Raw genomic sequence first — 22832 nt, forward strand, 5'->3', positions numbered from 1 at the left:
CAGAACCGTTATAAAAAATAAATGCAAACTCCACAAAAAATTGCAGTAGTAGGTTCGGGATTAGTCGGAACTTTACTCGCAATATATCTCAAGAAAAAAGGTCATACAGTTCACGTTTTTGACAGAAGTCCTGATATTAGAACGGTTGAATTTTCAGGACGTTCTATAAATTTAGTAATGTCAAATCGTGGTTGGAAAACATTACGAGATATTGGTCTTGAAGATGAAATCAAGAAAATTGGAATTCCAGTTGATAAACGTGGTATTCATTTGCAAGATGGAACTTATACCACACAACATTATGGCAAAGAAGGCGAAGCAATTTATTCTCTTTCACGAGGAATTTTAAATCGTAGAATGATTGATTTAGCCGAAGAAGCTGGAGTTGAATTTTTCTTTAATCATAAAATTTGGGATGTTACTTTATCTACAGCAACATTGCATATAGGTGAAAGTGAACGCGGTGAATGGACCGATTTACAATACGATAAAGTTTTTGGTGCTGATGGTGCATTTTCAAGAATTCGTCACAGAATGCAGCGTCAATCGATGTTTGATTACTCCCAAGAGTTTATGAAAATTGGTTATAAAGAATTGCATATTCCTGCCAATCCAGATGGAACTCATAAAATAGATAAAAATTCATTGCACATTTGGCCAAGAGGTAATTTCATGTTAATGGCTTTGTCTAATCTTGACGGTAGTTTTACTTGTACATTGTTTATGCCATTTGAAGGTGAAAATTCTTTTGAGCAACTAAAAGATGAAAAAGCATTGGTTGAGTTTTTTGCGAATTATTTTCCAGATACAAAAGAGGTAATTCCTGATTTAGTGGAAGATTTTTTCAAAAATCCGAAAAGTTATTTGGTGATGATGAAATGTTTTCCTTGGACACACAATGATAAAGTAGCTTTGATTGGCGATTCGGCTCATGCCATTGTTCCATTTTATGGTCATGGAATGAATGCAGGTTTTGAAGACATTACTATTTTGAATGAAATGATAGAGAAATTTGGTGATGATTGGGAGAAAATTTTCAGAGAATATGAAATTTCAAGAAAACCAAACGCAGATGCTATTGCTGAACTTTCTTTTAGAAATTTTATGGAAATGAGTTCAAGAACTGCCGATCAAAAGTTTTTATTACAAAAGAAAATAGAAAAATGGTTTTCAGATAAACATCCAGGCAAGTGGAAACCATTATACAGTAGAGTAACTTTTAGTAATCAACCCTATTCTGAAGCCTTGGCAATAGGAGAATTCCAAAACAATATTATGGAAAAAGTGATGCAAATGCCTAATATTGAAGAAAAGTGGAATAGTCAAGAAGTTGAACAAAAGATTATTGATTTACTAAAAAAATAATTATTCTCTGTTTACTTTTTCAAAATCAAATGCAGGATTGCAAATAGCTATATATTCACAAGGTTCATCAAAAGGATTTGAATACTGAACTCGTGTGTTTTTTTCAATTTTTATGGATTGTCCAGCTTCTAAAATTACAGTCTCTCCATCGATAATAAATTGCTTTTTCCCAGAAATGATATAAGTGTACTCATCAAACTCCGGAGTTTGATAAGGTTCGCTCCATTTTGGTGGAGCAATCATGTGAGCAATTGAAATCGCAGAATTATTTGTTGCAACTTTCCCGTGATGTTCTTCAATCAATTTTCCATCAGTAGTAGGAACAACAAAGGGTGATTTTTGAATAAAATATTTTTTCATAATTATTTTTTAAAAATAAAATATACTGCTAATATCAAAAAGCAAAAACCAACGAAATGATTCCATTTAAAAGTTTCATTTTTGAAGAAAAGCATAGAAAATCCAACGAAAACAACCAGAGTAACTACTTCTTGAATTACTTTCAATTGCAATAAAGAAAATGGTCCATTATTTCCTTCATAACCAATTTTGTTAGCTGGAACTTGAAAACAATATTCAAAAAAAGCCAAACCCCAACTGACTAAAACAATTGTTATTAATCCAGCATTTTCAAACCATTTTAATTCTTTAAATTTTAAATGACCATACCACGCTAAAGTCATGAAAATGTTAGAAAGAATCAATAACCCAATGGTTAAATACGATTTCATTATTTTTTGAACATTTTTGATAAAATTCCAAAAACACCTCTTATAAATGTTGCGCTAGTAACAACTTTAGTAACAGATTTTCCAATTACTTCTGCAGTACTTGGTTCGTTTGCTTTTCTTTTAGAAGTTGTTTTAGTTTCTTCTTTTGCTTCTTCTTCAGCTGCTTTTTTGTTAGCTTCATCAATTTTTTTAGTCAAAATTTCATAAGCACTTTCACGGTCAATTTCTTCGTTATATTTCTTAACTAATTTCGATTTAGCATTTATAGCTTTAATTTCATCTTCATTTAAAACATCCATTCTACTCATTGGTGCGCGAAGCATAGTAGCAACTAAAGGTGTTGGAATTCCTTTTTCGTTTAAAGCAGTTACAAAAGCTTCTCCAATACCAAGTGATGTTAAAACTTCATCAGTTTTGTAATATTTAGAAGTTGGATAATTTTCGGCAGTTTGCTTGATTGCTTGTCTATCTTTTGCAGTAAAAGCACGTAAAGCATGTTGAATTTTTAAACCAAGTTGCGCCAAAACACTTGCAGGAACATCCATGGGGTTTTGAGTAACAAAATAAACACCAATTCCTTTGGAACGGATCAATTTTACAATGGTTTCAATTTGATCAAGCAATGTTTTGCTAGCTTCATTAAAGATAAGATGTGCTTCATCAATAAAAATTACCAATTCTGGTTGTTCTGCATCACCTTTTTCGGGCATTTGCTGATAAATCTCGGCAAGTAATTGCAACATAAAGGTAGAAAACAACTTTGGTTTGTCTTGAATATCAGTTAATCTAATAATATTTACATATCCTTTCCCATTTTCATTAATTCGCATCAAATCATCAATTTCAAATGATTTTTCACCAAAGAAAATATCACCACCTTGTTGTTCTAACTCAATTATCTTCCTTAATATAATGCCAGTTGTTGAGGTTGAAATTTTGCCGTAATGTTCTTCAATTTCCGATTTTCCTTCTTCAGTTATATAGTTGATGACTTTTTTGATGTCTTTTAAATCCAAAAGTGGCATTTGTTTGTCGTCACAATATTTAAATATGATAGAAACAACTCCAGATTGAGTGTCATTTAAATCAAGAATTCGAGAAAACAGAACTGGTCCAAATTCAGATACAGTAGCTCTTAAACGAACACCATCTTGAGATGAAAGAGTCATTAATTCAACTGGAAACTTTTGAATATTATAGGGTAAATTAATTTTAGCATGTCTTTCAGTTATAAATGATTTTTCTTCACCTTCAGCAGCAATTCCCGAAAAATCACCTTTTATATCCATCATCAACACCGGAATGCCATTGTTTGAAAGCTGTTCAGAAAAAACTTGAATAGTTTTTGTTTTTCCAGTTCCGGTTGCTCCAGCTATTAAGCCATGACGATTAAGGGTTTTTAGTGGTATTTTTATAAAAGTATCTGCTAATGGATTTCCGTCTAAAATTGCGCCTCCAAGAATAATATTTTGACCTTTGGTGTTGTAGCCAGTGTTAATATATTCTGAAAATTCGGTCTCTTTTGTCATTATAAAAGGTATTTTAAGTAAATTTAAGGCAAGTTATTACTATTTGGTAAATAATAAAAGTAATTTTTTGTCGCCTTTTTTTAAAATTATATGTCAATCTTTAAAAAAAAACAAAAAAGCAATACTTTTTTATACATAATTACGTTATATCATAATTGATTGAGTTGTAATTAATTGATTTTTTAAATAAAAATAGAATGTGTAAGATTAACAATGTAGAAAGTTTTTCAATGTTAATTAAAGGTAAATTCTAAAAGACATTTGTTAAAAAAAGTTTTTTTATTTAAAGTAAAAAATTAAATTTGCTCCTATTCAAGTTTTTTAATAACTAAAACTAAAAAAATAAATTAAAACTATTAAATTTTTTAAAAATGGCAAACGTAAAAAAAGAGAGCAGTTCTAAAGGAGGAAATATTTTCTCAGGACTTGTAATTGTGGGTTGTATTCTTGTTGGAATCCTTGTATGGAAATTCATTATGGGTGATGGTTCTAACTTTGAAGGTGGAGTTAATACTGGACATCCACTTCCTGGAAATTACTTAGCAATGGTTTACAAAGGTGGAGCTGTTGTGCCAGTATTAATGGGGTTATTCTTAATGGTAATTGTGTTTTCTTTTGAGCGTTTCTTTGTTATCAGCAAAGCAGGAGGAAAAGGAAATTTAGATGCTTTCATGACAAGTGTACAAGGAAGTATTAAACAAGGAAATATTGATGATGCAATTTCAGCTTGTGACAAACAACAAGGTTCTGTAGCAAATGCTATTAAAGCTGCTTTGATTAAATATCAAGATGTTAAAAAAGAAGGTTTCAACAGTGAAGAAGCAGCTGAAACAATTCATAAAGAAATTGAAGAGGCAACTGCTTTAGAGATGCCAATGTTAGAGAAAAACATGACTATCCTTTCTACATTAGTATCTTTAGGAACATTAGCTGGATTATTAGGAACGGTAACGGGTATGATTAAAGCGTTCGGTGCATTAGCAACAGCAGGTACACCTGACCAAGCTGCATTAGCAAATGGTATTTCTGAAGCACTTATTAATACTGCAACTGGAATTTCTACTTCAGCTTTAGCAATTGTAACTTATAACTTCTTTACATCTAAAATTGATACTTTGACTTACTCAATTGATGAAGCAGCTGTTACAATTGTTAACACATACAGAAAATTCAGAGGAAGTTTAAAATCATAATCATTATATAGCTAAACTATATAATTGAATAAAAAAATAAAAAATGAGTAAAGTAAAAATGTCCAAAAAGTCAACATCTATTGACATGACTGCAATGTGTGATGTGGCTTTCCTTTTACTTACATTCTTTATCTTAACGGCTACGGCAAAAACTCCTGAACCGTTACCAGTTGAAACTCCAAATTCTACAGTGCAAACAAAGCTGCCAGAAACTGGATTGGTAACAATAACTATAGGAAAAAATGAAGGTCAAAGCCAAGTTTTTATTGGGTTTAAAGATAGAGATGTTAGAGCTGGTGCTTTAGACTATATGGCTGAAAAATATGGTGTGACATTTACAGATGCACAAAAAGCACAGTTTGAATTAGTAGAAGAATTTGGTGTTCCAATTCAAGAATTAGGTGGTTTGTTGGATATGAAAGCTGCTGACAGAGCAAAAAAAGGTGTTCAGTCAGGCATTCCTTTAGATTCAATAGGAGAAAATAAACAACAACTGCAAGATTGGATTCAATACGCTAGAAAAGCAAACATTGATCGAGGTGCTGATAAAGAACTTGATTTTGCTATCAAAGGCGATGCTAAAGAAGAATATCCACAAATTAAACAAGTAATGGATATTTTACAAGACCAAAAAATCAATAGCTTTAATTTAGTTACTGGTTTAAGAGGAAAAGATTATTAATATAATAATATAAAAAATGGCTGAATTAAATACCGGCGATGGCGGTGGCAAAAAAGGCGGCGGAAAAGTAAGAAGTAAAAAATCCAATGCAAAAGTGGATTTGACCGCGATGGTGGATTTGGCATTCTTATTGATTACTTTCTTTATGTTGACTACTTCATTATCTAAGCCTCAATCTATGGATTTGGGTTTACCAGATAAAGAAGATGACCCAACTAAAGACAAAGAAATAAAAACAGACCAAAGAAGAACATTGACCATTATTTTAGGAAAAGATAATAAAATAAAATGGTTTCATGGTTTGTTAGAAACTCCAGAGCCAAAAGGTGCTCCAACAAATGATGTATATGGAAAGAATGGTATTAGAAAGAAAATTCTAGAACTAGTTAAATCTGTGCCTCAGTTGACTGGAGATCCAAAAAAAGGATTAATTGTTATTATTAAACCTACTAAGAAATCAACATATAGAAACTTAGTTGATATTTTAGATGAAATGGCAATTGCTGATGTGCCAACATATGCAATTGTTAACGATATTACCCCAGAAGAAATGAAGCTGGTGGATGAAATGAATAAGTAGTGCTAATGTGCTAATCTTTAAAAAAATAAAAAATGAAATTAGACTTATTTAAGAAAAAATGGATCGATATCGTTTTTGAAGGACGAAATAAAGCCTATGGTGCTTATGAACTTCGTCAAGAAAATCCAAAAACAACGGTACGTGCATTTATAATAGGAGCATTTATTTTTGGATTGGCTGTAGGCGCACCGCTTATTGCTAGTTTAATTCCTGATAGTGAAGAAAAAGACACTTCACTAGATAAGAAAATAGTAACAATTAAGTTGCCGCCAAAAAAGGAGCAACCTAAAAATCTTCCACCACCGCCACCGCCACCGCCAAAAGTGGATCAGGTAAAGTTTGTAAAACCGGTTGTGGCAAAAACAGAAGAAATTGTAGAAGAACCACCTAAAATTGTAGAAATTAAAGAAAAAAAATTAGGTGCAGAAACCATTAAAGGTGATCCAGATGCTCCACTTACAATCGAACCTGTTGGAAATGGACCAAGTAAAGTAGTTGAAGAAGACAACAGTATTTATAATACAGCTGGTATTCAAGTACAACCTGAATTTCCTGGAGGAATGGATAAGTTTTACAAGTTTATTGGTAAAAATTATACTCCACCAGATGAAGAAGGTTTAAAAGGAAAAGTATTTGTAACTTTTGTTGTTGAGAAAGATGGTTCGTTAACAGATATTAAAGTATTAAGAGATATAGGTTATGGAACTGGAAAAGAAGCTATCAGAGTTTTAAAAGCTTGTCCAAAATGGAATCCAGGTGAGCAAAATGGAAAAAAAGTAAGAGTTCAATATTCATTGCCTATTACAATTCAGTCAGCTTACTAAATGATTTCAAAAATTATAGATAATTTCAAGAAGAAATCGCTTAATCAGCGATTTCTTCTCGTTATAAGAATGATGTTTTTTTTGATTTATTTAACATTTGGCTTAATAATAATTTTTTGGAAACAACTACCTTTAAATTTAACACAACCATATAGAATTGCTTTAGGTTTACTTCTAATTGCATATGCTTTTTTTAGATTTTTAAGATATTTATACATCAATGAAGAAAATGAATAAGAAATATGTTGTTCTTACAGTTTTTTTACTTGCATTACTAATTTTTATTGCTTGTAAAAAAAGTAATAATGATGAAGAAACTATTATAAAAGGAAAAGCAACTTTATATGTTGATGAATCTATTTTTCCAATTGTAGAAGATCAACAAGCAGTTTTTGAAACGCAATATGACGCAAAATTAACTTTAAAAGCAAAATCAGAAACAGAGATTATCAATTCATTGTTGAATGATTCTGTAAAGATTGCTGTCATACCAAGAAAACTCTCTGCTCAAGAGTTAAAAGTATTTTCTTCAAAAAAAATATTTCCAAAAGAAACGATATTTGCTAGCGATGCAGTTGTTTTTATTGCAAATAAGGCTATTAATGATAGTTTGATTAGTTTATTAGACATTATAAAATTCATGAAAGGCGAAAATGTAAATGGAATTAAAGGATTAGTTTTTGACAATCCTAATTCAAGCACTGTTAGATTACTTTCAGAAAGAGCAGGAATTAAAGTTACACCTCAAAAAAATATATTTTCATTTGCTACTAATTTAGAAGTAGTTAAATATGTTTCGGAAAATCAAGGGTTGATTGGAGTTGTTGGTGTTGATTGGTTGTATCAACCGCCATTGGATATGCAATCTTTTATTGATAAGACACGAATAATGAGTGTTAAAGCTGATGAAAAGTTTGGATTTGTATATCCAAGTCAAGAGAATATAGGAAATGGTAAATATCCTTTGGCACGTGATTTGTATATTATCAATTGTCAAGGTTATTCTGGTTTAGGAATGGGATTTGCATCTTTTCTTGGCGGAGAACGTGGACAAAGAATAATATTAAAATCTGGATTAGTACCTGTTAGGTATCCAAGTAGGAATATAGTTGTTCGAAATAAAATACTAAATGATAATAATTAAATATAGAAAAATGAAAAAGGTTAAATTTTTAAGTTTTGTATTATTAGTTGCTGGATTTATGGCAAATGCTCAAGATGTTGATCAAGCCAGTAAAGCTATTGATGCAGAACAGTATGAAAAAGCAAAAGGATTACTTAAGTCTATCATAAAAGCAAAACCAGATAATGGTAGAGCAACATTTTTGTTGGGTAACGTATATTTAAAACAAAATATGCCAGATTCAGCAAAAGTTTATTTTCAAAAAGGATTAACTGCTAAAGATGAAGGAAAGTTAAATTCTATTGGATTAGCTCAATTAGATTTAGACGCTAAGAATACTTCTGCAGCAAAAGCAAAATTTGATGCTGTAACTAGCGACATGCGTAGAAGAGATTTTGAGGAATATATATTTATTGCTAGAGCATACATGAATTCTGAAAATCCTGATTACAAAAAAGCATTAGAATATTTAAATCTTGCAAAAGAAAAAAATGCTAATGATGCACAAGTTCAATTAGCACTTGGAGATGCATATTATGGTGATAAAAATCAAAATGAAGCATATGTAGCTTACAGAAATGCATATCAAGCGGATAATACAGTTATCAGAGCAAAAATGCAGTTAGGTGTTTTGTTAAAAGGCGCAAAAGCTTACACTGAAGCAGTAAAAGCTTATAATGAAGTGATTGCCTTAAATCCAAATTATGGTCCAGTTTACAGAGAATTAGCTGAAACCTATTATTTATGGGGGAATAATGAGCCAAGTACTTATAAAGAAAACATAAAAAAGGCATTGGCTAATTATGAAAAATATATGTCTTTGACGGATTATTCATTGACATCAAGAATGCGTCATGCTGACTTTTTAATCTTAACAAAAGAATTTAAAGCACTTGAAGTTGAAGCAAATAAAATGAAAGAAATTGCTGGAGTAAATCCTAGAATTATGCGTTATTTAGGTTATTCTGCTTATGAAAATGGAAATATCGATGCAGCTTTAAAAGCACTTAATGATTACACTTCTAATCCATCAAGTAAAGTAATTGCTTTAGATTATTTATTCTTAGGAAAAGCTAAATTGAAAAAAGGAATGCCTGAAGGAGCAAAAGTGGTTGATTCACTACAGTTGAGTTCTGCAGTGAAAGATTTCAAAAAAGCAATTGAAATTGATCCATTGGCTGGAATGAATATGAACGAAATAGGAAAAGAATTGTATGAAGCAAAATTATTTGGAGCAGCTGCTTCTGTTTTTGAAATTTCTGCAAGCAATCCTGATTCAAAAAATTACTTGATTGATAATTTTTACTTAGGTAATGCAATTTATTACAATAATACTTTTCAAGGTGCAAAACCTGATAAAGTAATGTTACAAAAAGCAGACACAGCATTTGGAAATGTTTTAACTGCTTCGCCAGGAACTTTAGATGCATTAGTATTTAGAGCAAGAACCAACAAGTTAATGGAGAATGATGAAATGATGGCTAAATATTACCAAGATTATGTTGATGCTATAAATGCAAAAGGAACTGAAGAAGTTACCAAAAATAAAGCGAAAGTTATAGAAGCATACAATAATATTGCTGCTCATTATGCTAATTTTGATAAACCAAAAGCTAAAGAATATTTAAATAAAACATTAGCTTTAGATCCAGAAAACGCATATGCTTTAGAAGCTTTGAAGTTACTTAAATAATTAAGAATATATTTTAATAAAAAGCCGTTTCAAATTTTGAAACGGCTTTTATTTTTAATCTACTTATCTAATTGATTATCTTTGCAGACTATAAAAATTAAAATGATTTCAAAAGAAATACAATTAGCGGTAAATAAAGGAGAAATGCTTCCATTAATGGAAGAGTTTTACACTATTCAAGGAGAAGGATTTCATACTGGAACTGCAGCATATTTTATCCGAATTGGTGGTTGCGATGTTGGTTGCCATTGGTGTGATGTTAAAGAAAGTTGGAATGCAGATTTACATCCACCAACAGAGACTGATTTAATAGTTGCTAATGCAGCAAATTATGCAGATACAGTTGTTGTCACTGGAGGCGAACCTTTAACTTGGGACATGAATTTGTTGACTAAAAAATTGAAAGCAAAAAATTTAAAAGTACACATTGAAACTTCAGGTGCTTACGATGTTTCTGGAACTTGGGATTGGTTTTGTTTATCTCCCAAAAAAACAAAATTACCTGTTCAAACTGCCTATGATATTGCGGATGAGTTGAAAGTAATCATTTATAATAAACATGATTTTCAGTTTGCGGAAGAACAAGCTGCAAAAGTAAATCCGAAAGCTATTTTATTTTTACAACCTGAATGGAGTAAAAAAGAAGAAATGACGCCACAAATTGTAGATTACGTTATGAAAAATCCAAAATGGCGTGTATCTTTACAAACACATAAATATTTGAATATTCCTTAATTTAAAAAATTTTACAATGAAAAAATTAGTATTCGCAGTAGCATTTATATTTGCTTGTACATTAAGTTTTGCTCAAGACAAACCTTCAAAGGCTGATGTTATGAAAGTTATTGAAAGAAGTGGAGCACAAGGACAAATGAACGCTGCTAAAAAACAAATCTTAGGTATGATTCCATCAGACAAGCAAGCTGCTTTTTTGATTGAGTTTGATGCAATTATTGCAAAATCTCAAGATAAAACTGCAGAAGTATATATGGAAGAATATACAAAAGATGATATTAAAGCTATGTTAGCTTTCTATGAAAGTCCAGTTGGAAAAAAAATGGCTGAGAAATCAGAGAAAATTGCTGAGAAATCGCAAGAAGCTATGATGGAGATTCAAGGTGAACTTCAGACAATGATGATGAAGTACATCCAACAATAATAAAGTTTCAAATATTATTTAAATCCCAAATTTTAGAAGTTTGGGATTTTTTTATTTAAAAATTCTTGCCAAATAATCAAAATGATTTCCTTCGAATAGTAATTCACATTGCAAACCATTTGCATGACATGCATTTTGTAAAGTATTATAGTCTAAATACAACCAAGGAAAATTATCTTCGGTTTGATTTTTATAATGAATAGTAAATGTCAATTCACCATAATAATTTTCAGCAGGAACAGAATAACTTCCATCATCATCTTGGTCATACATATAAATAATATCAGAACTATCAATTAATATTTGACCATTATTGCATAGAAGCGATTTTAATTTTTGAAGATATTTTGAAGTTTCTTTTAAAGTTTCGAATATTCCTGTTCCATTCATCAACAGAAGAATTGTGTCAAACTTTTCGTCTTTAAGTTCAAGAATATTTTGAGCTTTTGCATTTTTTAATCCACGAAGTTGACAAGTTTTTATGGCACTTTCCGAAATATCTACAGAAGTTATATCAAAACCTTTTTCCTGTAAATACAAACTATGACTACCAGCACCACAACCAACATCGAGAATTTTTCCTTTACAAAGCTGTAATGCTTTTTGCTCGATTTTTGGCATTTCATTATACTTTCGAAACAAATAGGCAACAGTCATTTCGTCAGTTTCAGATATAGAAGTTTCAGTAATAATGTCTTCTGGAGAATTATTAGTTTGATAATCGAGTATGGCTTTGCCAAATAAATCTAACATTTTGAAATAGTTTCAGGTTTCAAGTTTAAAGTTGTTTAAATTTGTGATAAGATAAAAAATTCATGTTAAAGCCAAATTTAGACGAACTCAAAAAACTAGCCAAAGATAAGCATATCGAAAACAAAAAGTATTTTGATAAGCTTAAAAAGAAAACACCCAAAAATTTGGATTATGTAATGCAAGATTTACACGATGTAGAGTTTAAAAAAACCAATTGTTTGGAATGTGCAAATTGTTGTAAAACAACTGGACCATTGTTTACTTCGGCAGATATAGAACGAATTTCTAAACATTTTAAGCAAAAACCACAACAATTTATTGACCAATATTTAAAAATTGATGAAGACAATGATTATGTGTTGCAAAATGTTCCGTGTACTTTTCTTGATAATGAAAATTATTGCATGATATATGATGTTCGACCTAAAGCGTGCCGAGAATTTCCGCATACCGATAGAAAAAAATTTCAGCAAATTTCTGATTTAACGTTGAAGAATGTTGCTATTTGTCCAGCGGCATATAATATTGTAGAAGAAATGAAGAAAAAAATGCCTTTCTAAAATGAAAATCTATAAATCAAAAATCGATTGGTGGTTGATTATTCCGTTTTTAATTCCAATTTATTTCGGAATTATTGAAGTACTGAAGCATAACAAATCAGGTTGGCTTGTTATTGTTGCGACAGTAGCTTTTGTGGTTTTTATGTATAGAAGTACCTATTATATTATTGAAAACAATACTTTAACAGTGAGAAGTATGTTTATTGTTTATGAAAAAATAGAAATTTCATCAATTAAAAAAATATATAAAACTAGAAATCCTTTAAGTTCTCCAGCTTTATCGCTGAATAGATTAGCTATTGTTTATAATAAATACGATGAAATAATGATTTCTCCAGAAGAGAAAGTAGATTTTATGGATGAAATACTAAAATTAAATCCTGAAATTTCTGTTAAAAGTTAGTCGTAAATCAAATATTTTTTACGCATCGTTTTAAAATCATTCAATCCTTTTTCCCACGATTTTCTGATTTCATTTTCAGAGACACCAGTTTCAATTTGCTGTTGTAGTTTTTTTGTGCCAGCTAGTTTGGTAAAAAAAGCATTGAAGAATTTGGTTTTGTCCGAAGTTTCATTGTATGCTTTTATCAACCATTTCAATTCAAGCTTTGAAACTTTTGGAATAGTTGTCAGGTTTTCTCCATAGCAAAGTTTACCATTATAAACAGGATCTTTTGCGCCAAAATTTGGTTTTGGAGTAAAGCTAAAATCACTTTTGGGTAAATAAGGTGAACCATAAATTTGAAACTGCATTTCAGTTCCGCGGCCAATACTAACATTAGTTCCCTCAAATAAACATAAACTTGCGTAAAGATTTATGGATTGGTCATTTGGTAAATTTGGAGATGGTTTTACAGGTAAACTGTATTTCATTTCTCTTTTATAGTTTAGACATGGAATCACTTTTAGGTTGCATTGAACTTCGTTTTTTAACCATTTTTCACCATTTATCATTTGAGCATATTCGCCAATTGTCATTCCATGCAATAAAGGAATGGTATGCATTCCAACAAAACTTGTGTATTCTTTTTCCAAAATTGGTCCATCAACAATACTTCCATTTGGATTTGGTCTATCAAAAACTAATAATTCGATATTGTTTTCGGCACAAGCTTCCATTATATAATGCAACGAGGAAATATAAGTGTAAAATCGAGCACCAACATCTTGCAAATCAAAAATCATTACATCTAAGCCTTTTAATTGTTCGGGTTTTGGTTTTTTGTTGTCACCATAAAGAGAAATAATTGACAAACCAGTTTTGCTGTCTTTTCCATCAATTATATGTTCACCGGCATCTGCAGTTCCTCGAAAACCATGCTCAGGAGCAAATATTTTTTGAATGGAAATTTTATTGTCCAATAAAAAATCTACTAAATGAGTTTTGTTGGAAAGAATACCCGTTTGATTTGTAACAATTCCAACTTTCTTATTTTCTAATATTGGAAGGTAAACAGAATAATTGTCTGCTCCTGTTTTTATTTCTAAGGTTGAGTTTTCAATTTTGGTTATATTATTTTCATTTACTTCGTGGTTTTTTAATTTACTTCCACAAGAAAGGATTAGTAAAACGAAGAATAAAACTGTATTTTTGAAAACCAATTTTGACATCATAATCATTGAAATTAGAATATTTTATAGCAAAGAGATTAGTTACTGCTAACGACAATAAAAGTAGTATATCTGCACCAATAATAAAAATTGCGATAACTGCTATTGCATTAGGAATGATAATGATGATAATCTCAGTTGCTACTGGAATTGGTTTACAGCAAAAAATACGCCAAAAAGTAGCTGCTTTCAACGGACACATTATAATATCAAGTTATAATGATAATCAATCTGATGTAAGTGTTGAACCAATTTCCATTCATCAAAACTTTTATCCAAAATTTAAAAATGTTGATGGTATCAACCACATTCAAGCCGTTGCTAGTAAAGCAGGATTGATTAGAACAGAAAAGGCATTTGAAGGAATAATTTTTAAAGGAATAGGTAATGATTATAAATTTGATAACCTAAAAGAATATTTAATCGAAGGAAGATTACCTGTTTTAAACAAAAATTTGAACAATGAAGCTTTGATTTCACAATATCTTGCCAATAGATTGGGATTAAAATTAGGAGATAAGTTTGTTACTTATTTTATGAAAGGAACAAATGATGGATATAATCTTCGGAATTTTATAATAGTTGGAATTTATAATTCGGGATTTCAAGAATTTGATTCTACCTATATATTAGGTGATATTCGACATGTTCAAAGAATCAATAAATGGAAAACAGATCAGGTTGGTTCTTTTGAAATTTTTATTGATGATTTTACTCAAATAGAAAGTAAAGGAAAAGAAATTTATGATGAGACATCTTCAACGTTAGATTCAAAAACAATTGTCGAAAAGTTTTACTACATCTTCGAGTGGCTAAAATTGTTTGACTTTAATATACTAGTGATACTTATAGTGATGATTGCTGTTTCAACTATTAATATGGTTGTTGCATTGCTTGTGTTGATATTAGAGAGAACGCAAATGATAGGTATACTTAAGTCTTTGGGAGCAAATAATTGGTCTATTAGAAAAATATTCATTTTTAATGCAACATATTTGATTGGTAGAGGACTTTTATGGGGTAATATTATAGGTGTTGGTCTGTTAATTATCCAAAAGTATTTTGGAATAATTAAATTGAATCCAGAAAGTTATTATGTAAATGAAGCTCCAGTTGACATAAATCTTCTTTTTATTTTGACTTTAAACATAGGAACAGTTTTAGTTTGTTCTGTCGTATTGTTAATTCCTTCATATTTGATCACAAAAATATCTCCTTCAAAATCCATAAGATTTGAATAGTTTTTTTTTGTTTGACTTCAATTTTATATCATTGATTGATTTGTTTTCAAATCCCCTTTCATTAAATTTTGTAAAAAGATAGAATTTCAAAAAGCGTATAATCAGAGATTTAAAAAATAGTTTTAAAAAAGGTTTGATAGAAGTTTGGTAGAGTGGAAAAGATGATTACTTTTGCACCCGCAATACGGCAAACGTTCTATAATTAATACTGAGAAAAAATATTCAAAAAAACTTAAAAAAAGTTTTGTTTAGGATTTTAAAAGATTATATCTTTGCCCTCCGCAAAAAGCACAAGTTTTATTTGAAAATTCATCAAAGAGAAAAAAGAAAAAAATATTTTAATTTTTTCTTGCAGGTTAAAAAAAGAGTTGTACTTTTGCACCCGCTAACCGAAAGAATAGCGAAAAAATAAAAGAATACGTTCATAGACATATTGAATTGACAGCCGTTTTAATGGAGACATTAAAACAAAATAAGAGAGTAAGTAAGTCGCAAGAAATTAAGACTAGCCTTTGTCTAAAAATACAAAAAATATACGATGAAGAGTTTGATCCTGGCTCAGGATGAACGCTAGCGGCAGGCCTAACACATGCAAGTCGAGGGGTAGAGGAAGCTTGCTTCCTTGAGACCGGCGCACGGGTGCGTAACGCGTATGCAATCTACCTTGTACAGGGGAATAGCCCAGAGAAATTTGGATTAATGCCCCATGGTATTATTGAATGGCATCATTTAATAATTAAAGTTCCAACGGTACAAGATGAGCATGCGTCCTATTAGTTAGTTGGTGTGGTAACGGCACACCAAGACGATGATAGGTAGGGGTCCTGAGAGGGAGATCCCCCACACTGGTACTGAGACACGGACCAGACTCCTACGGGAGGCAGCAGTGAGGAATATTGGACAATGGGCGCAAGCCTGATCCAGCCATGCCGCGTGCAGGAAGACGGTCCTATGGATTGTAAACTGCTTTTATACAGGAAGAAACACTGGTTCGTGAACCAGCTTGACGGTACTGTAAGAATAAGGATCGGCTAACTCCGTGCCAGCAGCCGCGGTAATACGGAGGATCCAAGCGTTATCCGGAATCATTGGGTTTAAAGGGTCCGTAGGCGGCCTTATAAGTCAGTGGTGAAATCTTCTAGCTCAACTAGAAAATGGCCATTGATACTGTAGGGCTTGAATTATTGTGAAGTAACTAGAATATGTAGTGTAGCGGTGAAATGCTTAGATATTACATGGAATACCAATTGCGAAGGCAGGTTACTAACAATACATTGACGCTGATGGACGAAAGCGTGGGGAGCGAACAGGATTAGATACCCTGGTAGTCCACGCCGTAAACGATGGATACTAGCTGTTTGGAGTAATCTGAGTGGCTAAGCGAAAGTGATAAGTATCCCACCTGGGGAGTACGAACGCAAGTTTGAAACTCAAAGGAATTGACGGGGGCCCGCACAAGCGGTGGAGCATGTGGTTTAATTCGATGATACGCGAGGAACCTTACCAAGGCTTAAATGTAGATTGATAGGTTTGGAAACAGACTTTTCTTCGGACAATTTACAAGGTGCTGCATGGTTGTCGTCAGCTCGTGCCGTGAGGTGTCAGGTTAAGTCCTATAACGAGCGCAACCCCTGTTGTTAGTTGCCAGCGAGTCAAGTCGGGAACTCTAACAAGACTGCCAGTGTAAACTGTGAGGAAGGTGGGGATGACGTCAAATCATCACGGCCCTTACGCCTTGGGCTACACACGTGCTACAATGGACGGTACAGAGAGCAGCCACTGCGCAAGCAGGAGCGAATCTATAAAACCGTTCTCAGTTCGGATCGGAGTCTGCAACTCGACTCCGTGAAGCTGGAATCGCTAGTAATCGGATATCAGCCATGATCCGGTGAATACGTTCCCGGGCCTTGTACACACCGCCCGTCAAGCCATGGAAGCTGGGGGTACCTGAAGTCGGTGACCGTAAGGAGCTGCCTAGGGTAAAACTAGTAACTGGGGCTAAGTCGTAACAAGGTAGCCGTACCGGAAGGTGCGGCTGGAACACCTCCTTTCTAGAGACAAAAAAAGGAAAGAATTACTTATTGAGATTAATTTACTCTCGCTGTTAGTTCAAAATAAAACAAAGCAAAATAATACAGAGTCTCGTAGCTCAGCTGGTTAGAGTACTACACTGATAATGTAGGGGTCGGCAGTTCGAGTCTGCCCGGGACTACTTATTTTAGCTTTAAAAGGAAATTCTAGAAGTTGGAATTCACCAAAAGAAATTAGAGACACAATTCATATATCTAAAATCTGAATTCAAAAATCTAAAATTGAAATGGGGGATTAGCTCAGCTGGCTAGAGCGCCTGCCTTGCACGCAGGAGGTCATCGGTTCGACTCCGATATTCTCCACATTCGCAAAAGCGAAAAAGTTCATTGACATATTGAGATAAAAACATTTAAAAAGTAGAAAGTACATTAAATATGTGATTTATCATGTATTTATAATAAAGTCCTAAGTATTTTTATAATATTTAGGCGGCACATAAGCAAAATAAGGGCGTATGGGGAATGCCTAGGCTCTCAGAGGCGAAGAAGGACGTGATAAGCTGCGAAAAGCTACGGGGATTGGCACACACGAATTGATCCGTAGATATCCGAATGGGGCAACCCGGCATGTTGAAGACATGTCATCCTGATAAGGAAGCAAACCCGCTGAACTGAAACATCTAAGTAGGCGGAGGAGAAGAAAACAAAAGTGATTCCGTAAGTAGTGGCGAGCGAACGCGGATTAGCCCAAACCAATGTTGTTACGGCAAGATTGGGGTTGTAGGACCACGACATTTGATGCGGATTGAATTAGAATAACTTGGAAAGGTTAACCATAGAGGGTGATAGTCCCGTATAAGTAAGAAAAGATATCAATAGTGGTATCCTGAGTAGGGCGGGGCACGTGAAACCCTGTCTGAATTTGGCGGGACCATCCGCTAAGGCTAAATACTCCTGAGAGACCGATAGTGAACCAGTACCGTGAGGGAAAGGTGAAAAGAACCGTGAATAACGGAGTGAAATAGATCCTGAAACCATACGCTTACAAGCGGTCGGAGCCCTTTAGTGGGGTGACGGCGTGCCTTTTGCATAATGAGCCTACGAGTTAACGTTGCTGGCAAGGATAAGCAATTAAGTTGTGGATCCGTAGCGAAAGCGAGTCTGAATAGGGCGCTTTAGTCAGTAGTGTTAGACGCGAAACCGTGTGATCTACCCATGGGCAGGATGAAGCTGTGGTAACACATAGTGGAGGTCCGAACCGGTTGACGTTGAAAAGTCTTCGGATGACCTGTGGGTAGGGGTGAAAGGCCAATCAAACTCGGAAATAGCTCGTACTCCCCGAAATGCATTTAGGTGCAGCGCTGGAGATAAGTTATATAGAGGTAGAGCTACTGATTGGATGCGGGGGCTTCACCGCCTACCAATTCCTGACAAACTCCGAATGCTATATAATGTTTACCAGCAGTGAGGGCATGGGTGCTAAGGTCCATGTCCGAGAGGGAAAGAACCCAGACCATCAGCTAAGGTCCCCAAATGTATGCTAAGTTGAAAAAACGAGGTTTGTCTGCCCAGACAGCTAGGATGTTGGCTTGGAAGCAGCCATTCATTTAAAGAGTGCGTAACAGCTCACTAGTCGAGCGGACGAGCATGGATAATAATCGGGCATAAGCATACTACCGAAGCTATGGATTTGTAGTAATACAAGTGGTAGGGGAGCATTCTAACAGGGTTGAAGGTATTTCGTAAGGGGTGCTGGACTGGTTAGAAAAGAAAATGTAGGCATAAGTAACGATAATGCGGGCGAGAAACCCGCACACCGAAAGACTAAGGTTTCCTCAGCTATGCTAATCAGCTGAGGGTTAGTCGGGTCCTAAGGCGAACCCGAAAGGGACAGTCGATGGCCAACGGGTTAATATTCCCGTACTACTGTTAATTGTGATGGGGTGACGGAGTGATGAAAGTACCGCGAACTGACGGAAGTGTTCGTTGAAGGTTGTAGCTATATTCTTGGTAGGCAAATCCGCCGAGAATGGTAAAGACTGATAGTACTCGGAGTCTTCGGACAAAGAGATAGTGTACCTAAGGGCTTCCAAGAAAAACCTCTAAACTTAGATTAACAGTACCCGTACCGTAAACCGACACAGGTAGTCGAGGAGAGAATCCTAAGGTGCTCGAGAGATTCATGGCTAAGGAATTAGGCAAAATAGACCTGTAACTTCGGGAGAAAGGTCGCCAGCAGCAATGCTGGCCGCAGTGAAAAGGTCCAGGCGACTGTTTATCAAAAACACAGGGCTCTGCAAAATCGTAAGATGAAGTATAGGGCCTGACACCTGCCCGGTGCTGGAAGGTTAAGAGGAGATGTTATCTTCGGAGAAGCATTGAATTGAAGCCCCAGTAAACGGCGGCCGTAACTATAACGGTCCTAAGGTAGCGAAATTCCTTGTCGGGTAAGTTCCGACCTGCACGAATGGTGTAACGATCTGGACACTGTCTCAGCCATGAGCTCGGTGAAATTGTAGTATCGGTGAAGATGCCGATTACCCGCAGTGGGACGAAAAGACCCTGTGCACCTTTACTATAGCTTAGTATTGGTCTTGGATAAGTGATGTGTAGGATAGGTGGGAGACTTTGAAGTGGCGTCGCTAGGCGTTGTGGAGTCATTGTTGAAATACCACCCTTTGCTTATCTGAGATCTAACCCCGTAATGCGGGGGACATTGCTTGGTGGGTAGTTTGACTGGGGTGGTCGCCTCCAAAAGAGTAACGGAGGCTTCTAAAGGTTCCCTCAGCACGCTTGGTAACCGTGCGTAGAGTGCAATGGCATAAGGGAGCTTGACTGAGAGACATACAGGTCGATCAGGTACGAAAGTAGAGCATAGTGATCCGGTGGTTCCGCATGGAAGGGCCATCGCTCAAAGGATAAAAGGTACGCCGGGGATAACAGGCTGATCTCCCCCAAGAGCTCATATCGACGGGGGGGTTTGGCACCTCGATGTCGGCTCGTCACATCCTGGGGCTGGAGAAGGTCCCAAGGGTTGGGCTGTTCGCCCATTAAAGTGGCACGCGAGCTGGGTTCAGAACGTCGTGAGACAGTTCGGTCTCTATCTACTGCGGGCGTTAGAAATTTGAGTGGATCTGATTCTAGTACGAGAGGACCGAATTGGACAAACCTCTGGTGTATCTGTTGTTCCGCCAGGAGCACTGCAGAGTAGCTACGTTTGGAAGGGATAAGCGCTGAAAGCATATAAGCGCGAAACCCACCACAAGATGAGATTTCTTTTAAGGGTCGTGGAAGATGACCACGTTGATAGGCTATAGATGTAAAGGCAGTAATGTCATAGTCGAGTAGTACTAATAACCCGTTAGCTTATGTATAAGTCCCGAGCCTTTCGGCTCGGGCGAAACTTTCTTTAAATTATTTATCTCAGTATGTTAAGATATTGTGTAATGTTGTCCGCCACGGCGGATACCCTTGCAAACCAGTTTAAGGTGGTTATTGCGTCGGGGCTCACCTCTTCCCATTCCGAACAGAGAAGTTAAGCCCGACTGCGCAGATGGTACTGCAGTTATGTGGGAGAGTATGTCGCCGCCTTTTTTTGAAAACCCTTACTATTATTAGTAAGGGTTTTTTGTTTTTAGAGAGTTTTAAAATATCAATCATATAAATGAATTTTATTCCAAATGGATATTCTTATATTTGCAAAACTTAAAAAGTAACCATGAAAGATTTATTACAACAATTTGAAAATAAACAACCAGAAATTGTATTTAACTGGAAAGATAGTGAAACAGAAGCAGAAGGATGGACGGTAATTAACTCATTAAGAGGTGGCGCAGCTGGTGGTGGCACAAGGATGCGTAAAGGACTTGATATGAATGAAGTTTTGTCTTTAGCTAAAACAATGGAGGTTAAGTTTTCTGTTTCTGGACCAGCAATTGGCGGTGCCAAATCAGGAATTAATTTTGACCCTAGTGACCCAAGGAAAAAAGGTGTTTTACAACGGTGGTATCATGCTGTTTCTCCATTGCTGAAAAGTTATTATGGAACAGGAGGAGATTTAAATGTTGATGAAATACATGAAGTTATCCCATTTACTGAAGAATGTGGCGTTTGGCATCCTCAAGAAGGAGTTTTTAATGGACATTTTAAGCCGACTGAGGCAGATAAGATAAATAGAATTGGTCAGCTTAGACATGGGGTAATTAAAGTTATTGAAAACCCAAAATTTTCTCCAGATGTGATGAGAAAATACACAATTGCTGATATGATTACTGGTTATGGCGTGGCTGAAGCTGCAAGGCATTATTACGAAATTTATGGAGGTAGTATTGTTGGGAAAAAAGCAGTAGTGCAAGGATTTGGAAATGTTGGTTCAGCTGCAGCTTTTTATCTGGCAGATATGGGAGCAAAAGTAGTTGGTATTATCGACAGAGAAGGTGGTGTTATAAATGAAGATGGGTTTACTTTTGAAGAAATAAGAGAATTATTTTTAGCTAAAAAAGGAAACCAACTAATTTCCACAAATATGATTTCTTTTGATGAAATTAATAATCGTATTTGGAACATTAAATCGGAAATATTTGCTCCATGTGCAGCTTCAAGATTGGTTACTAAAAAACAAATTGACAGTATGATTGAATCTGGATTGGAAGTCATTTCTTGTGGCGCAAATGTACCTTTTGCTGATAAAGAAATTTTCTTTGGTCCGATAATGGAAGCAACTGATAATAAAGTTAGTTTAATTCCTGATTTTATCTCAAATTGTGGAATGGCTCGAGTGTTTGCTTATTTTATGGAGAAAAAAGTTCAAATAACAGATGAAGCAATTTTTGCTGATACTTCTGAGATTATTAGAAAAGCAATACAAAACATTCATAATAAAAATAAAAGTAAAGTAAATCTTAGCGCAACTGCTTTTGAAATAGCTTTACAACAATTAGTACAATAAAAAAGTCTTTTTTTCGTTAATAACTATGTGTATTACTATTTTAATTAGATTTCATAAGTCATGTTACAAATAGTAATTTAGACAAATTAATTAAATATTTTTTTTATGAGTTTATTTCTTCAAGCAGATACATTATCTGTTGCACAAGATGCTTTAGGCGATCCAGCACCTGTTGAAAAAACATTATCAATTTGGGAATTGTTAACCAGTGGAGGATTGGCTGGTCAAATTGTCATAATTGCTTTATTTGTAATGTTGTTTTTTGCAATATATCTTTATTTAGAAAGGTTAATGGCGGTAAGTGCAGCATCAAAAATTGATAATAATTTCATGTTGCAAATTAAAGATCATATTTCAAATGGAAGATTAGATTCTGCAAAGATGCTTTGTGCTTCTACTAATTCACCAGTTGCAAGATTAATTCAAAAAGGGATTTCAAGAATTGGAAATCGTTTAGAAGACATAAATACAGCGATTGAAAATGCTGGGAAATTAGAGGTTTACAAGCTCGAAAAAAATGTTAGTATGCTTGCAACTATCTCAGGAGCAGGACCAATGACTGGTTTTCTTGGAACAGTTGTTGGTATGATTATGGCATTTCATAAAATGGCAAGTGGTGGAGGACAAATTGAAGTAGGAGCTTTAGCTGAAGGAATTTATACAGCAATGACAACTACAGTTGTAGGTCTTATTGTTGGATTGGTTGCATATATGGGTTATAATCATTTGGTTGTTAGAACTGATAAAGTAGTGAACCAAATGGAGTTAAATGCTGTTGAGTTTTTAGACTTACTAAACGAAAGAAAGTAA

General features: G+C 34.3%; 19 protein-coding genes, 2 tRNA genes and 3 rRNA genes. 19 read left to right on the forward strand and 5 right to left on the reverse strand.

Translation table 11 applies throughout. From position 1 onward, the window contains the following. The first annotated feature begins 21 nt into the window (after window positions 1-21). Window positions 22-1365, forward strand: a complete 1344-nt coding sequence (locus tag RN605_RS12190; RefSeq protein WP_313325147.1) for an FAD-dependent oxidoreductase — start codon at window positions 22-24, stop codon at window positions 1363-1365. Here the strand turns inward: RN605_RS12190 and RN605_RS12195 are convergent, their stop codons facing one another. From RN605_RS12195 to RN605_RS12205, 3 genes are read right to left on the reverse strand one after another with little or no spacing between them, the layout of a single operon-like run. Next, entirely contained in the window at window positions 1366-1725 is a 360-nt protein-coding gene (locus RN605_RS12195; protein WP_313325148.1) for a cupin domain-containing protein, read from the reverse strand. 2 nt (window positions 1726-1727) lie between these two features. Next, on the reverse strand, window positions 1728-2096 hold the full coding sequence (locus RN605_RS12200) for a DMT family protein (RefSeq protein ID WP_313325149.1): 369 nt from the start codon (window positions 2094-2096) through the stop codon (window positions 1728-1730). Then, the gene (locus RN605_RS12205; RefSeq protein WP_313325150.1) at window positions 2096-3625 is read right to left on the reverse strand and encodes a helicase HerA-like domain-containing protein; all 1530 of its coding nucleotides are present in this window, start codon (window positions 3623-3625) and stop codon (window positions 2096-2098) included. The genes RN605_RS12200 and RN605_RS12205 overlap by 1 nt, the downstream gene beginning before the upstream one ends. Before the next feature lie 371 nt (window positions 3626-3996). Here RN605_RS12205 and RN605_RS12210 point away from each other — a divergent pair, with 371 nt between their 5' ends. The 8 genes from RN605_RS12210 (at window position 3997) to RN605_RS12245 (ending at window position 10879) form a co-directional block, all read left to right on the forward strand. Continuing rightward, window positions 3997-4818, forward strand: a complete 822-nt coding sequence (locus RN605_RS12210) for a MotA/TolQ/ExbB proton channel family protein (RefSeq protein WP_313325151.1) — start codon at window positions 3997-3999, stop codon at window positions 4816-4818. 43 nt (window positions 4819-4861) lie between these two features. Further along, on the forward strand, window positions 4862-5500 hold the full coding sequence (locus RN605_RS12215; RefSeq protein ID WP_313325152.1) for an ExbD/TolR family protein: 639 nt from the start codon (window positions 4862-4864) through the stop codon (window positions 5498-5500). Window positions 5501-5516: 16 nt separating this feature from the next. Then, window positions 5517-6080: an ExbD/TolR family protein gene (locus RN605_RS12220; protein WP_313325153.1), complete on the forward strand. Its 564-nt coding sequence runs from the start codon at window positions 5517-5519 to the stop codon at window positions 6078-6080. 32 nt (window positions 6081-6112) lie between these two features. Next, window positions 6113-6904, forward strand: a complete 792-nt coding sequence (locus RN605_RS12225) for an energy transducer TonB (protein ID WP_313325154.1) — start codon at window positions 6113-6115, stop codon at window positions 6902-6904. A 229-nt stretch (window positions 6905-7133) separates the two neighbouring features. Continuing rightward, window positions 7134-8048 carry a PstS family phosphate ABC transporter substrate-binding protein gene (locus tag RN605_RS12230; RefSeq protein WP_313325155.1) on the forward strand — a complete coding sequence of 305 codons (915 nt, stop codon included), beginning with the start codon at window positions 7134-7136 and terminating at the stop codon, window positions 8046-8048. A 10-nt stretch (window positions 8049-8058) separates the two neighbouring features. Next, window positions 8059-9720 (forward strand): tetratricopeptide repeat protein, encoded by a 1662-nt coding sequence (locus RN605_RS12235; RefSeq protein WP_313325157.1) that lies wholly within the window; start codon window positions 8059-8061, stop codon window positions 9718-9720. Window positions 9721-9822: 102 nt separating this feature from the next. Continuing rightward, complete coding sequence (locus RN605_RS12240) at window positions 9823-10455, forward strand: 7-carboxy-7-deazaguanine synthase QueE (protein ID WP_313325158.1); 633 nt, start codon at window positions 9823-9825, stop codon at window positions 10453-10455. A 16-nt stretch (window positions 10456-10471) separates the two neighbouring features. After that, on the forward strand, window positions 10472-10879 hold the full coding sequence (locus tag RN605_RS12245) for a DUF2059 domain-containing protein (RefSeq protein WP_313325160.1): 408 nt from the start codon (window positions 10472-10474) through the stop codon (window positions 10877-10879). A 51-nt stretch (window positions 10880-10930) separates the two neighbouring features. On the opposite strand, the gene RN605_RS12250 is transcribed toward RN605_RS12245, so the two are convergent. Further along, on the reverse strand, window positions 10931-11632 hold the full coding sequence (locus tag RN605_RS12250; RefSeq protein ID WP_313325163.1) for a class I SAM-dependent methyltransferase: 702 nt from the start codon (window positions 11630-11632) through the stop codon (window positions 10931-10933). 62 nt (window positions 11633-11694) lie between these two features. Between RN605_RS12250 and RN605_RS12255 the strand changes: the two genes are divergently transcribed. Further along, window positions 11695-12192, forward strand: a complete 498-nt coding sequence (locus tag RN605_RS12255) for a YkgJ family cysteine cluster protein (RefSeq protein ID WP_313325164.1) — start codon at window positions 11695-11697, stop codon at window positions 12190-12192. A gap of 1 nt (window position 12193) precedes the next feature. Continuing rightward, window positions 12194-12595 carry a PH domain-containing protein gene (locus RN605_RS12260; RefSeq protein WP_313325165.1) on the forward strand — a complete coding sequence of 134 codons (402 nt, stop codon included), beginning with the start codon at window positions 12194-12196 and terminating at the stop codon, window positions 12593-12595. Here the strand turns inward: RN605_RS12260 and RN605_RS12265 are convergent. After that, entirely contained in the window at window positions 12592-13806 is a 1215-nt protein-coding gene (locus tag RN605_RS12265; RefSeq protein ID WP_313325166.1) for an exo-beta-N-acetylmuramidase NamZ family protein, read from the reverse strand. The genes RN605_RS12260 and RN605_RS12265 overlap by 4 nt on opposite strands. Before the next feature lie 5 nt (window positions 13807-13811). Between RN605_RS12265 and RN605_RS12270 the strand changes: the two genes are divergently transcribed. From RN605_RS12270 to RN605_RS12305, 8 genes are all read left to right on the forward strand, one after another. After that, window positions 13812-15044, forward strand: a complete 1233-nt coding sequence (locus RN605_RS12270) for an ABC transporter permease (RefSeq protein WP_313325168.1) — start codon at window positions 13812-13814, stop codon at window positions 15042-15044. 535 nt (window positions 15045-15579) lie between these two features. Further along, window positions 15580-17095, forward strand: a 16S ribosomal RNA gene (locus tag RN605_RS12275). A gap of 87 nt (window positions 17096-17182) precedes the next feature. Continuing rightward, window positions 17183-17256 (forward strand) — tRNA-Ile (locus RN605_RS12280). Between the two features lie 107 nt (window positions 17257-17363). After that, window positions 17364-17437, forward strand: a tRNA-Ala gene (locus tag RN605_RS12285). Window positions 17438-17568: 131 nt separating this feature from the next. Next, a 23S ribosomal RNA gene (locus RN605_RS12290) occupies window positions 17569-20448 on the forward strand. A gap of 110 nt (window positions 20449-20558) precedes the next feature. Continuing rightward, a 5S ribosomal RNA gene (rrf, locus tag RN605_RS12295) occupies window positions 20559-20668 on the forward strand. Together the 16S, 23S and 5S rRNA genes with 2 tRNA genes alongside form the textbook arrangement of a ribosomal RNA operon. A gap of 124 nt (window positions 20669-20792) precedes the next feature. Beyond that, window positions 20793-22022: a Glu/Leu/Phe/Val dehydrogenase dimerization domain-containing protein gene (locus tag RN605_RS12300; protein WP_313325170.1), complete on the forward strand. Its 1230-nt coding sequence runs from the start codon at window positions 20793-20795 to the stop codon at window positions 22020-22022. Between the two features lie 105 nt (window positions 22023-22127). Further along, entirely contained in the window at window positions 22128-22832 is a 705-nt protein-coding gene (locus RN605_RS12305) for a MotA/TolQ/ExbB proton channel family protein (RefSeq protein WP_313325172.1), read from the forward strand.

Source organism: Flavobacterium sp. PMTSA4 (genome assembly GCF_032098525.1).
GTDB classification, from domain to species: Bacteria; Bacteroidota; Bacteroidia; order Flavobacteriales; family Flavobacteriaceae; genus Flavobacterium; species Flavobacterium capsici.